This window comes from Paenibacillus sp. OT2-17, from assembly GCF_009827695.1.
GTDB lineage: Bacteria > Bacillota > Bacilli > Paenibacillales > Paenibacillaceae > Paenibacillus > Paenibacillus polymyxa_B.
Map to the genome: position 1 here is coordinate 1 of NZ_WUDQ01000079.1, position 13,410 is coordinate 13,410.

Below are 13,410 nucleotides of genomic sequence, written 5' to 3' on the forward strand. Positions count from 1 at the left end.
TCACTTGTTCCAGCAGTATGGTCAATTACTGCACCTTCAGTAATAATAAGACCTACACCATTCTCTGCGCGACGGCGATAATAAGCGGCTACATCCGGTCCTGGCACACCATTTGGTGAAAAAGCGCGGCCCATTGCCGGCATTACAATACGAGTCTGTAGGGTCAGATTATGAATGGTATAAGGTTGAAATAAAGCTTCTGTTGAATGGACATTTTGCGGTTGATTACTCAAGGATTGTACCTCCCCATTTTCTTTTATCGTTTTTAGCGATATATAAAAAGCTCGTGCACCATCAAACGGGGTGCAAGTGAAATGTTAGCAATGTTTAATTTATCATTCAACCGACAAAATGTTCATTCTGTTGCTTAACCAAAAGGGTTATAAAATTGTTGTATATCTAAACTCACTTGTTGACAAAACAACACATGTTTATAATGGGGGAATCATTTAATTTACCTGAAAGGAGTGTCTTGAGGATGCCTGGTGTAACCTCACCCAACCCAAACGATCCGCGCGTCATTCGAACACGTAGATTAATTCTCGACGCATTCGTTGACCAATTAAATAAGAAAGACTTCTACACGATTACGATCAATGACATTACCCAAAAAGCCACCATTAACCGTGCCACGTTCTATGCACATTTTCAAGATAAATATGCACTGCTTGAAACCCTTTTGTCAGACGCATTTTTGGAGTATGTTATCAAGAGGATTGATGCTGAGGCACGTTTGTCGGAGGAGATCATTCAGAAACTTATTCTTTCGTTATGTGACTATCACGACTCAAGTAACCAATGCGTTCATAAATATAATTCAGTGGCACCGATCCTGGAAGAACATATTAAGAATCAATTAGAGCAATTCATACTTCAACTCATAACAAGAGAAGCCAATAATACAGACCAAAGAACGTTAGAACTTGCCGCGACCATTTTAAGCTGGTCCATTTATGGTGTAACCTTTCGCTGGAATGTGGAAGGAAAAAAAGAGTCTCCTACAGATTTAGCCGAGAGAGCTGTGCCTTTAATCTTCAATGGGGTTGTCTTATCTCTAGTCTCACAAATCTCTTAGCAGAAAATGCGAATAAAAAGGGCCGTTCCCAGTATACTTCGATCAGTTCCTGGGACAGCCCTTATAGTATTTAGTAAAATAATTGCATCTTTTATTTAAAGAATTTTCTTAAACATCTCGATAACTTGTTCTTTGCTAGGTATGAACGGATTGCCCGGAGCGCAAGCATCCTTCATTGAGTTCTCGGCAAGCAGATCCAAATCCACTTCATTTACACCCAGTTCAGAAAGTTTGGAAGGAATCCCTACTTCCTTCGACAGGTCTTTGATTCTTTGGATTACATAGTCTGCGCATTCCTTATCCGTTTTCCCCTTATCTTCAAAACCGATGACCTTAGCGATGGCACGAAACTTCTCTGGTACATGCTTGGCATTCTCCTCCTCCACAATCGGCAGCAGCATGGCATTACAAACACCATGAGGCAAATCGTATACGCCGCCAAGCTGATGCGCCATCGCATGAACGTAACCCAATCCGGCATTATTAAATGCAAGTCCTCCCAAGAAAATAGCGTATACCATTTGCTCACGTGCTTCTATATCATGACCGTTGCTCACTGTACGAGCCAAATGATTAAAAATAATCTCTACTGCTGCCAACGCAGTCGCATTCGTTACAGGATAGGAACCTGGCGTAACCAAAGCTTCAATAGCATGGGTCAGAGCATCTAGCCCTGTAGCTGCCGTTAATGCGGCGGGTTTGTCTACCATCAGCTCAGGGTCGTTGACCGAAATCGTAGCTACACTATTCTTATCAACCATAACCATCTTGACCTTGCGCTCTTCGTCCGTAATGACATAATTGATCGTGATTTCAGCCGATGTTCCTGCTGTGGTATTAATAGCCACAATAGGAAGCGATTTGTGCTTGGATTTATGAACGCCCTCATACTCGGTTATATGTCCCCCGTTGGTAGCAATAATGCCGATTCCCTTAGCCGTATCCTGTGGTGATCCTCCGCCAATCGAAATTAAAAAGTCACATCCGTTTTCTTGCAGAAACTGAACACCATCATGTACATTTTTACAGGTCGGATTTGGTTTTACTTCATCGTATACCGCATAGTTCAATCCAATATCATCCAGCAAAGATGTAACCTTGCCTGCAATGCCACTCTTCATCAAAAATTTATCCGTAACGACTAGAGCTTTGTTTAAATTCAGTTCTTTTATATACGGCCCAACTTCATGCAAACAGCCTGTTCCCATAAGATTGATAGATGGTACAAAAAATACATGTGCGCTCATATAAAATCGGCCTCCTAAAGGATTCACTTCTTGTTGCCTCGCTAAATACGGAATTATTCTCTAAAGTGAAATATTTCACATTTATAATGTTATCTTTATTTTATTTTGATGTCAATAATAAAACACAGATATTTATTGGTTTTATTTTTGTTTGTTTTGTTTTTTTAGTGAATCCAATATTTGGTACACAACTAATCGGAGGAAGCCTCGTACAACTTAGATGAACACATTAACAACGAGGTGATGACAGCATGACAATCAACAAGGGAGTATTGCTGGCTCTGCTGGCAGTATCGCTGCTCCAAGCAAACCCGTCTTATGCGAAGTCGGTACCGCTGACTCCGGTGACGACCGTTTATGTGGATGACCACCCGCTTCAGCTTGCCGCCGAGCCGCTGCTGCTAGACGGGACAACGCTCGTCCCCATGCGTCAGTTGTTTGAGGCGCAAGGAGCTGTGCTTTCCTGGAACGGATTCAGCAAAACCGTAACAGCAACCAAAACCGACACGGTGCTGACCTACCACATCGGGGAACTCGTTGCTACCCTAAACGGCAAAACGCTGTCCCTGAATGTTCCGGGACAGATCGTTGAGGGCAACACGATGATTCCACTGCGTTTTGTGAGCGAAGCACTTGGGAGCACAGTGAAGTGGGATGCCCTTACCCGGACAATCCGGATTGCCTCCAGGGACGATTTTTTCACAACAGTTCTTTCCAGGGTCAACCTGCGCAGCGAACCGGATTCATCGGGAGCTTCCCCTTCCCTGCGGCTTATTCCAGCCAGCGAAAAGGTTCACGTCATCCGCGAGGTCAATGCTCTCTGGCTGGAAGTGCGCACTAAAGACAACCTGACCGGATACATATCGGCAAAACCAAAATACAGCGACTATTCCAGCCAATCCCTGGCGGAACGGCAGGGAGATGAACTCATCGCCTACGGAGAGAAATTTCTCGGTATCCCTTATGAATTCGGCGCAGCAACCGGACAGACATCGACCTTTGATTGTTCTTCTTTTGTGGGGGAAGTGTTCCAGCATACGCTCTCTATCGACCTCCCCCGTGTCTCTTACGATCAGGCTAAAGAAGGGCGGGAGGTCGGGCTGAACGAGCTGCGCAAAGGCGACCTGCTGTTCTTCAGCGCACGCGGGCTAGAGATCGGCCATGTGGCTATCTATGCAGGGAACAACAAATTGCTCCATACATTTTCCAAAGAACGCGGCGTTCATTTTGACACGCTTGACGATAAATGGCAGAAACGTTTCGTCACAGCGCGCAGGCTGTTTTAGGACGAACCAGATAGCCAGTAACAGTAGGCTATTCCAGTCCACATTCATTATCTTCTAATTGCCTTTTGCCGGACGCTCCCTTGCGGATTGCGTTCAGGCGGCAAAAGGTCTGGATTCATTGTAAAATGGAGGTCATAACGTTTAAAGACTACGTTCGCTTAAAAAATTGGATTGAGGTATTAATCGTTTTGAAATACTAGGTAGAGTCTTTTGACTATAGACAGGAGGAATAAATAATTATGCAATTTGAGACAAACCGGCTCATCATTCGTGATATTTTCAGATCTGATTGGGAAAGTATACATACGTACACGTCATTGCCTGAAGTTACTAGATATACGGCCTGGGGACCGAATACAGAAGAAGATACAAAGGCATATATAGAACAAGTTCTAGCTTCACAGCAGGAACACCCACAACAAGACTATGAACTAGCCGTTTGTCTGAAAAACAATGGAACCCTGATCGGCGGTGTTGGTATTCATGTCAAAGATACTAATGCAGAAATGGGTTATGTTTTGAATCCCGATTATCAAGGGAAGGGTTATGCAGCAGAGGCAGCACGAGCGTTACTAGACTTTGGATTTAGCACACTTGCTGTCCACCGTATTTATGCAACATGTCGTCCAGAAAACAAAGCTTCTGAGAAGGTTATGCAACAGATTGGAATGCAACGTGAAGGTTTGATGCGTGAACACTGGTACTACAAAGGCGAGTTTCATGATTCATATTTGTACTCTATTCTTGCTGAGGAATATAACAGGACATAAAAGGTGTTTTTTATATCTAAATATATTTTTGATTATTCAACAGACAATTACTCCTTGAGAAACATGTTGCTGCGATAAAATGATAGTTAAACCATTTAATGACAAATAGGTTTGAGGAACTTTTCTGAACGATATAATTTTTAATTAAGGAGGGAACAACATGGAAGCTTTTGCAGAATATTTAGCGCATATTGATAACCCCCAACATCGGGCTCGAACGCAAGAGGTTTTGGCTTGGGTAACCAAGAAGTTTCCAAATTTAATGGCAAAAATTGCGTGGAGTCAGCCTATGTTTACGGATCACGGCACATTTATTATTGGCTTTAGCGTAGCCAAACATCATTTGGCCGTTGCCCCTGAAAAGGCAGGGATTAATCATTTTTCTGAGTTAATTGTGCAGGCTGGCTATGATCACACCAAGCAGTTGGTACGTATCCAGTGGGATAGTCCCGTTGATTTCTCATTACTTGAGAAAATGATCGAGTTTAATATTTTGGATAAGGCAGACTGTTCAACCTTTTGGCGGAAATAAAAAAAGGTTCCTTTTCTCGTAAAACTATACATCGAGCATCACAAATAAGTATTTCTCTTCTCGCCCCCTCTACCATCCTTCCAAATCTCATCATGCTAATGACCCTTAAAGTGACCCTATGCTATAATGTGGAAAGTATGGATTGTTACATGCACAGGAGGATTGGAGCAGAATGATTGGGAAATTTTTAATTTTCTCTCTACTATGGAGTTTGCTCGGCAACCCGTTTTTGGCAATGCTCGTACTCCTAATCGTGATCTATATATTGGATCGCAGCTTTGTCGGTGTATTGCCCAGCATCAGCAGACCATGGAAAAGAAGACGCAATGCCGCTCGATTGCGCCAACAGATTACGCTAAACGCCAACGATGTGGCTGCCAAGTTCGATTTGGCTCGTATCTGGATCGAAAGCAAGAAATATCCTCAGGCTTTGGAGCTGTTATTGGAAATTCAATCCCGTTATGAAGAATCAGCAGACTATTGGAACGCACGGGGAACGGCTGAAGTACACACAAACCATCTGGAGGTTGGAGAACAGCATTTATTGAAAGCACTGGATATTAACCCGCGGGTGCAATACGGTGAGCCTTATTTGCATTTAGCCGCTGCTTTCAAGGAACGTGACGTCAATAAGTCGCTTCATTATCTGCAGCAGTTTCAGGAGATTCAGTCTTCTTCCAGTGAGGGCTATTATCTGACAGGCTTGATGTACCGTATGCTGGGACGCAAGGATGAGGCCATTGTAGCCTTTAACCAGTCCATTGCCGTCTATCGCTCTCTGCCCAAATACCGTAAACGAAGTGAGCGCAAGTGGGCTGTACGTAGCTTATTCCGTAAATTAATCGGCTAAACAGCTATATTTATTTTCTTAACGACCTTTCTCTTCTTTTGAGAAAGGTCGTTTTTACGTTTGTCTACCATGTACTTCCACGGACCTGAATCGGCTCCCTTTCGCATCCTGAATTTGAGGCATTTTTTTTGTAATCAGTCGTTGACATGCCACAAATCAGGTCATATAATCCGTTTATGAACTGATGAGTTTATACATAAACTTTAAAGTACAAAAAGACAGAAAGGATGATCATCTTGTTAAAACCCAGTCTCTACATATCTGCTATATTCATTCTTCTGTTCACCTCAGCTTGCTCATCTACAGGATCGAGTAATAATGAAGCAGCAGAACAACAAAAGCAAAAGGTGGAAGCGATGGTTGTTAAAAAAGAACCGCTGTCTGCTTCTTTTGACCTTTCAGGCACACTACAGCCCTATGAGGATACCTCCGTATCTTTTGAGTTATCCGGACTGATTCGCGACACAGTAGTCAATGTGGGAGACTCCGTATCCCAGGGGCAGATCTTGACGATGCTTGATTCATCCAGCTACCAGCTACAACTGGAGCAGGCTAGTACAGCTATTCTTGAAGCACAGGCAGGTATCAAAAATGCTACAGCTGCCATTTCAAGTGCAGATGCCTCCATTCAATCCGCCGACGCGCAAAAGGCAGCAGCTCAAGCTGGAGTTAACAAAGTGAACAAGGGTGCCCGTGAGCAGGAAAGGGCACAGGTCCGTACCAAAGTGCAAAGAGCACAGTCCGCTTTGACTAAAGCACAGGCTACCGCTGAACGCACCAAGCTTTTATATGATCAGGGAGCTGCAACCAAAAACGATTATGAAAATGCGCAGCTCGCTTTGACCAATGCCACCAAGGACCTGGAGGATACACAAGAAGCCCTCTCCTTAATCCAGGAGGGAGCAACATTGGAAGATCGGCAATCGGCAGAATCCAGCCTACAGCAAGCCCAAGCCGGGAAAGAAGCTGCTATCGCTGCGAAGGAACAGGCAGAAGCCTCTCGAGATAACTCAACTGCGGCATATCAACAGGCGGTCATTGCCAAAAAGCAAGCCGAACTTTCCCTCTCCAAGACAGCTTTAAAAGCCCCCATTTCCGGCGTTATTCTGGAGAAAAAGGCAACGGTGGGACAATTGGCGAGCACTGGACAGCCGATATATCGTATCGGACAAATCGACAAGCTCAAGGTGCTGCTCCCTGTTCCCGATCATGAAATCACGAACTGGAAGCAAGGTCAGACAGTCCAACTTCAACTGTACGATGAGAACAGAGAAGGAACGGTCAGCAAAATTTATCCGGCCACCAACACCAATACGGGCAGTATCAACGTAGAAGTGATTGTTCCTAACCCCCAGCATGATTGGGCCCCGGGACAAGTCATAAAGGCAGGCCGCCAACTGACTCAGAGTGAGCAAATTTTGCTCCCAGCCAAAGCTGTCATTAATAACGGTACAGATACTTTTGTCTATAAAGTGGTGAACAACAAAGCGGTCAAGACGGTCGTGAATGTCGGTCAGATGTCCAACAATAAGCTCGAAATTACCAAGGGACTGAATGTCGGGGATCGTATCGTTACCACCGGAGTAAACCTGATCTACGATGGGCTGCTCGTTCAGATCATGGGGGGAACGAGCAAATGATTGCATATTTTATCAAAAAGAAAAAACTGACCCTCTTTATTTTTATCATGGCGATTGTCGCCGGGCTATATAGTGTCTCTCAACTTCCCCGGCAGGAAACGCCGGATATTATCAAGAAAACCGCTGTGGTCACGACCCTCTACCCTGGAGCTACACCCCAAAAGGTAGAACAAACGGTCACGAAGCCTCTGGAACAAAAAATGAAAGAAATCAATCATATTAAAAAGATTTCTTCTACATCCGAAAATGGACTTTCGACGATTATCATTGAGACAGAAGGCAACGCCAATGCCGCAGAAGTCTGGGATACATTACGCAAAAAAATGAACGATGCCCAATTTTTTCTGCCCACAGATGCTCAAAAGCCTGTCGTTAACGATGATTTGAATAAAGTATTTATCCATTCCTACGCCATCACGGGGGACTCTGTGGAGCAATTGTATCAACTAAATGATATGGTGATATCATGGAAGGATCAATTAAAAACCATTCCCGGTGTATCGGAAGTAACAATCAAGGGATTACCGGATCAAGAGGTTCAGATTCAGATTGATGCCCAAAAGCTCCAGCAGTACCATATCAGTTGGGAACAGCTCATGAGTGCAGTGCAGAAGGAAAATGAGCAATATCCGATAGGCAATCTGGATTACAATGAACGTACCTACCGAATGAATGTGACGCAGTCCAAGAATGCTCAGGATTTGAGTAAAGTCATTATTTCCAAAACTGAAAGTGGCGCTCCTGTGTATCTCAGTGATGTGGGCACCGTATTGCTTACACATAACACCAGCAGCTATATGGCCTTTTTTAACGGTAAACCAGCTATTACGCTGACGATTAACGGTAATACCGGCTCTGACGTAGACACGATTTATAGCAAAGTAAATAAAGAAATGCAGTTGTTAAAACCAGATCTGCCTAATACGTTTCAACTGAATACGTTATTTTCACAGACCGAGCGGATTGATCATATTTTTCATGGCTTGACCCGTGAATTGCTGTTTGCCATTGCGGCGGTTGTGATCGTATGTACATTGGGCTTGAATCTGATTACATCCTCTTTTGTGGCACTGGCTATTCCTATTTCAATCGCCATAGGTCTCATTATTCTCCCTATGCTCGGAATAACATTGAATCAGGTTACGGTCATTGGCTTAATTATTGTAATGGGGATTCTAGTCGATGATGCTGTGGTGGTTAATGATAATATTGAACGCAGAATGATGACCTTGGGCGAGAGTCCCAAGATAGCAGCATTAAATGGAACGAAAGAAGTTTCCATTTCCATTTTGACCGCAACCCTGGCAACTGTAGCCTCCTTTGCCCCGCTGTTCTTTTTATCAGGCGATGCAGGCTCCCTTATCAAACCATTACCGTTTGCTGTTATCTTTACGTTATTGGCTTCCATGCTCATGTCCTTTACCGTCATCCCAATCTTTAGAGAATGGTATGGACAACGAAATCAAAAAACGCCCAACTCCACCATGAAGCCGTCGGGACTGCTGGGAAAACAAATTGATGCTCTTCGTAACGTATATACCAGCAAGCTGATTCCGAGAGTCATTAAGCAACCTGGATTATATGCTGCATTAGGATTATTGATCAGTACCACGCTGTACGGCATACTTGCTCTGATTCCGATCGACCTGTTCCCCAGAACCAACGATCCGGAATTAAGCATTAATGTGCGTATGCCTACAGGTACTTCTATAGAAGAAACCAAGCGGGTCACCGAGGATATTGCCAAATGGGTGAAGCAGCAACCTCATGTGGAAACGATCAGTTATGCGGCTGGCGGCGACGCTCCCCGGTTGTTTAAAGATATGACCGCTGACGCCAAAACAGGCACAACCGTGGGACAAATTGCTATTATTGGGGAAGAAGGTGCATTTGATCCCGATGAAATGGCAGACAAATGGCCCTCCATCTTAAAGGATCGTTATCCGGGTCAATCCATTTCCTTGAAAATAGCTAAAGTGGGGGTGCCTCTCGGTAAGCCGATCTCCATTCGGATTTTAGGCAATGATGTAGATCAGTTGCGTTCGTTGTCACAGCAGTTAAAAGAAGGCATTATGGCTACCAGAGGAACACAGGACATACAAGATAATATGGAAAATGAAGGATATACGTTGGATTTCCAAATCAACAAACAAGCGATGGATCAATATCAGGTAAGCAATAATGATCTGACACGTACACTCTTGTTAATGGGTAATGGCGTGAGCTTTAGCCGATTTGATACGGGGAAAGATTTGATCAATATTAAGCTGAAGCTAAGCCAAACCGATCAAAATCCTGAAATTTTGTTTCAGCAATTGAATGTGACCAATGCCAATGGTATACAAATCCCTTTATCTCAATTGGCTGAGTTGAAACCATCCTTTGCAACACAAAAAATTAACCATTATAATTTAAAACGTTCGATTACTGTTGAAGCTGAAGTTCACGGGCGTACAGCTTCCGAAGTCATGAAGGATGTCAAGCTTAAATTGCAGGATATTAAATTTCCTCCAGGCTACACTTGGGAAATTGGGGGCGAGATTTCAGGACAAGATGACATTTTATCAGAAATAGGATGGTTATATGTTGTCGTCATACTATTAATCTTCATGCTGATCTTTTTGCAATTTTATTCTTTCTCGACTCCACTCATCATATTGACTACCGTGTATATGGCAGCAGCAGGCGGATTTCTTGGCTTGTTCATTCTAAATACGCCGGTTAGTTTTATGGGCGTGTTGGGCTTAATGACCTTGGCAGGTATTGTCGTACGTAACGGCATTGTGCTGATTGAGTTTATTGAGGATGCAAGACGTGAAGGGATCGAACTGAAGGAGGCGGTTATTGCAGCGACCAAAGCGCGTTTCCGTCCCATATTGCTTACTTCACTGACAGCCATTGTCGGTCTGATTCCGATTGCGCTTATTGGAGAGCTTATGTTTAGACCGCTGGCGTATACCATTATGTTTGGATTGATGTACTCGACCATTCTTACAATGTTTGTGGTTCCGTCCCTGTATATGGTTATTGCCCGCTGGAAATTAAAGAGACAGAGCAAAAAATTGGGGGTACAATGAAAAAAATAACGAGTGAAGATATTATCTATGCCGCCCTTTCCCTGTTTTCTGAAAAAGGGTACGATGCCACCTCGGTGGATGAAATTGCCCGCAAAAGCGGGATGGTCAAGGCTTCCTTTTATAAATACTTTCAAAGTAAAGAAGAGTTGCTGCTGGGGACAATCGTCCTGATTGAAAAACTTCTTGATGCAGATATTAAAGAACTTTATTTGAAGCATCAGCTACCTTCCCGTGAAAAGTTGAGACAACTGTATTTGATTGCGCTGGGCCGGATTTATAAGAATAAAGTTCATTTGCTGGTATACTCCGTCCCTTTAATCGGTTCTAAGGAAGAAAAAATCGCACAAGCCATTGATCGTGTTGAACATTATTTGTCTAACGTGATGGTTGATTTCTTAATTGATGCTTATGGACAATCTATACGTGACTATGCGCACGATATCAATTTTGTCATCAAAAGTATCATTATTAATTCCTTCCGAATGAGCGATTCAGAACTGTCCTCGACGGAGCATCAAACACTGGCTGAATTTATTGTCAGCATTACGGATATACTGGCACAAGGAATGTTGAGCCCTGATGTTCAACATCAAATCATGTGGGGCCGCGATTCCGTATTCTATGAAGATTCTGATCAAATCTGGACCAAAGGAAAACAAATCTCCTATGCACTACAACGTATAGATACGGTTCTGAAACAAACTAAATTAAATGAAGCTACACGGAATGAATATGTGCAAATCCTAAGCAGATTACAGCGTGAGCTCTCGGAAGAAAACGTGGAAATAGCTCACGTGAAAGCCCTCCTTCTATTTTTGGGACAGCTGCCCGAGTTGCTGGAAGACTGTACCAAGCTGAAGGCTGTATTGGAGATTTAGCACGCCGAAATGCATAAAAAGAGGTTCATGATAGTCAGATCTACTGCCATCATGAACCTCTTTCTTTAATATACTTTGTCCGATCCAAAGCATCCTCTCACGCTCACCGTAACGGCGCATAACCAAGCCGATTCAGTTCTTCTGCAATCACGCGATAACCACGACTGTTCGGATGCACCCGGTCTAACGAAAGCAGTGCCCGTTCATAGCCCTCAAATGCGGGATAAATGTTCGCCACCCGGTAATTGGGTCCGCCCAATGTGTAGAGAAACGAGTTGTACTGGCGCACATACACTCCCGCCTCCCTTACCCCTGGAAAAGGATTATATAATCCCACCATTCGGATGATAAATGGCTCACGCTGACCGGACTTTATCTGATACAGGGCATGTACAATTTGGCGCACATGTTCTTTGGTGTGATTCAGTGCTTGCGGAATGGAGGAACCCGACAAGCCGGAATCTCCAGCAAGGGCGCTGATGTATGGGCGCAGATCATTCCCGCCGATCGTTACCGTTATAAGTTCAGCCCGGCTGAGCGCCGACCGAAAAAGCGGATTGTTGCGGACCATTGACAGCAACTCCTGCGATGTCAGCCCGTTAATTCCCAGATTCTCGTAACTGACTGGCGTACGGAGATGTCTTTCTGCCATTCGCCGATAGATAGGTACAAATCCGCCGCTCAGCAACGTCCCCGCACCTGTTGTTAAAGAATCTCCAATCGCTGTATAGTGGTACGCCAATGAAACCCACCTCCCTCTTTCTACATAACATATCTTATGTAGAAAGAGGAACGCGGGACCCGGAGATTCGCTTATTCTTCGTCTATTTCATATACACAATGGAATTGCCCACCATCCGGCAAATCCTCTGATCCATATACGGCAAAGCCCACATTGCGGAAGAAATCTGCCCCCTCCGCATCCGTGTCCACAGTAAGCCGTTTCGGATTACGCTCCTGGATAAGCGTAAGCAGCATGCCTCTGGCATATCCTCTATGACGGTTTTCAGGCAACACGGCCAGATGGCGAATTACGGTTGTTCCATCCTCCTGCTCCTCAAAGCCAACAATACCTACAATAAGTCCTTCATCTTCTACACCGAACAGCTTCCAGTCATCCGAGGCTTGATAGGTACGTAAAGCTGCTTCTCCGCGTTCAGGATGATCCAGCACAGCGTAGGTTAACAGCTCCAGAACCTCCTCACGATCTGAATCTGTTTTTATATTTTTAAACATTGTATGTCGTCTCTCCTTAATATCCTGAAATTAGGATTACCTCTAATTCTCCATAATAAGCAACGGCCAGTTATCAAGCCACTGCTTCTCAAATACACGCTGACGAAAAGCCGTTGTGTGACGAAACAAAGGGCTTTGCCGTACCCGCATATCCAGCAGATCTTCCAATCCATGCGGACAAATGACCTCTATTTGATCCTTGTCATTCAATCTAACCGCCACAGCCGTTGCCGTCTCTGGCCAGCGGCTCATCGCATCCTCTATCGAGGAATAAGGAGCCTCCCCGTTGCGAATATGCATCCGAGCCTGATTTTTGACAGACCAGTTACGTCCGGCCTGCTTACGGTTCAAGGACAATTCTAGATACTCATCTCGTTCCTCTAGCGTATTTTTCGGGTCAAAGTAAATAACATCAATATCGTTTAAAGGTGTAGCAGTTGTATAGCCATGGAGCTTGTCCCAAACCCGGTTACGTACATAGCCTGCGGCAATACATCCTTGCGGCAACTTCAGCTCTCGCACATATCGCAAGTCTTGCAGTACCTGCGGATCATTCATATATTGTATGATTCGTAGCACATTTTCTTCCGACTTCATCCTGCACTCAACTCCCTTTTTATGATGACAGTTGCTGCACCGATTCTCCTCCTTGAGCCGCGATCCGTGCTGTACGCTGCACCAGACGGCGGCGTGCGACCAGAAGGAACGGAATTCCAATCACAACCGACAGGGCAACCGGAACAAAAACGGCAAGCGGCGCCGTTTGACCATAGATATCCAGCAACCAGCCACCAAATAAAGGAGCCAGCACGCTTCCCA

The 13,410-nt window shown here is 44.4% G+C and carries 13 protein-coding genes and 1 pseudogene; 8 read left to right on the top strand and 6 right to left on the bottom strand.

Annotated features, from left to right (window positions below; all coding sequences use genetic code 11):
* The coding region (locus GRP75_RS12185; RefSeq protein ID WP_483311090.1) for an oxidoreductase at positions 1-233 on the bottom strand (233 nt) is incomplete at its 3' end.
* A gap of 245 nt (positions 234-478) precedes the next feature.
* Between GRP75_RS12185 and GRP75_RS12190 the strand changes: the two genes are divergently transcribed.
* Complete coding sequence (locus tag GRP75_RS12190; protein ID WP_023988140.1) at positions 479-1,075, top strand: TetR family transcriptional regulator; 597 nt, start codon at positions 479-481, stop codon at positions 1,073-1,075.
* Positions 1,076-1,170: 95 nt separating this feature from the next.
* On the opposite strand, the gene GRP75_RS12195 is transcribed toward GRP75_RS12190, so the two are convergent.
* Positions 1,171-2,322, bottom strand: coding sequence for an iron-containing alcohol dehydrogenase (locus tag GRP75_RS12195; protein WP_023988139.1), 1,152 nt, complete (start codon positions 2,320-2,322; stop codon positions 1,171-1,173).
* Between the two features lie 251 nt (positions 2,323-2,573).
* On the opposite strand from GRP75_RS12195, the gene GRP75_RS12200 reads away from it, so the two are divergent.
* The 7 genes from GRP75_RS12200 to GRP75_RS12230 all read left to right on the top strand — a co-directional run bounded on the left by GRP75_RS12200 (position 2,574) and on the right by GRP75_RS12230 (position 11,355).
* On the top strand, positions 2,574-3,608 hold the full coding sequence (locus GRP75_RS12200; RefSeq protein WP_160789430.1) for a C40 family peptidase: 1,035 nt from the start codon (positions 2,574-2,576) through the stop codon (positions 3,606-3,608).
* A 239-nt stretch (positions 3,609-3,847) separates the two neighbouring features.
* Complete coding sequence (locus tag GRP75_RS12205) at positions 3,848-4,378, top strand: GNAT family N-acetyltransferase (protein ID WP_160789431.1); 531 nt, start codon at positions 3,848-3,850, stop codon at positions 4,376-4,378.
* Between the two features lie 160 nt (positions 4,379-4,538).
* Positions 4,539-4,910 (top strand): iron chaperone, encoded by a 372-nt coding sequence (locus GRP75_RS12210; protein ID WP_160789432.1) that lies wholly within the window; start codon positions 4,539-4,541, stop codon positions 4,908-4,910.
* A 172-nt stretch (positions 4,911-5,082) separates the two neighbouring features.
* Positions 5,083-5,760 carry a tetratricopeptide repeat protein gene (locus tag GRP75_RS12215; RefSeq protein WP_160789433.1) on the top strand — a complete coding sequence of 226 codons (678 nt, stop codon included), beginning with the start codon at positions 5,083-5,085 and terminating at the stop codon, positions 5,758-5,760.
* A 227-nt stretch (positions 5,761-5,987) separates the two neighbouring features.
* A complete protein-coding gene (locus tag GRP75_RS12220; RefSeq protein ID WP_160789434.1) occupies positions 5,988-7,400 on the top strand; it encodes an efflux RND transporter periplasmic adaptor subunit in 1,413 nt (470 codons plus the stop codon).
* A complete protein-coding gene (locus GRP75_RS12225) occupies positions 7,397-10,477 on the top strand; it encodes an efflux RND transporter permease subunit (RefSeq protein ID WP_160789435.1) in 3,081 nt (1,026 codons plus the stop codon). Before GRP75_RS12220 ends, GRP75_RS12225 begins: the two co-directional genes overlap by 4 nt.
* Positions 10,474-11,355, top strand: coding sequence for a TetR/AcrR family transcriptional regulator (locus GRP75_RS12230; RefSeq protein ID WP_023988132.1), 882 nt, complete (start codon positions 10,474-10,476; stop codon positions 11,353-11,355). The genes GRP75_RS12225 and GRP75_RS12230 overlap by 4 nt, the downstream gene beginning before the upstream one ends.
* A gap of 103 nt (positions 11,356-11,458) precedes the next feature.
* Here the strand turns inward: GRP75_RS12230 and GRP75_RS12235 are convergent, their stop codons facing one another.
* From GRP75_RS12235 to GRP75_RS12250, 4 genes and pseudogenes are all read right to left on the bottom strand, one after another.
* On the bottom strand, positions 11,459-12,097 hold the full coding sequence (locus GRP75_RS12235) for a GDSL-type esterase/lipase family protein (protein ID WP_023988131.1): 639 nt from the start codon (positions 12,095-12,097) through the stop codon (positions 11,459-11,461).
* A 71-nt stretch (positions 12,098-12,168) separates the two neighbouring features.
* A complete protein-coding gene (locus tag GRP75_RS12240) occupies positions 12,169-12,591 on the bottom strand; it encodes a GNAT family N-acetyltransferase (protein WP_023988130.1) in 423 nt (140 codons plus the stop codon).
* A gap of 42 nt (positions 12,592-12,633) precedes the next feature.
* A complete protein-coding gene (locus GRP75_RS12245) occupies positions 12,634-13,188 on the bottom strand; it encodes a nucleotidyltransferase family protein (protein WP_023988129.1) in 555 nt (184 codons plus the stop codon).
* A 19-nt stretch (positions 13,189-13,207) separates the two neighbouring features.
* Positions 13,208-13,410: pseudogene (locus GRP75_RS12250) on the bottom strand (MDR family MFS transporter); the annotation flags it as partial.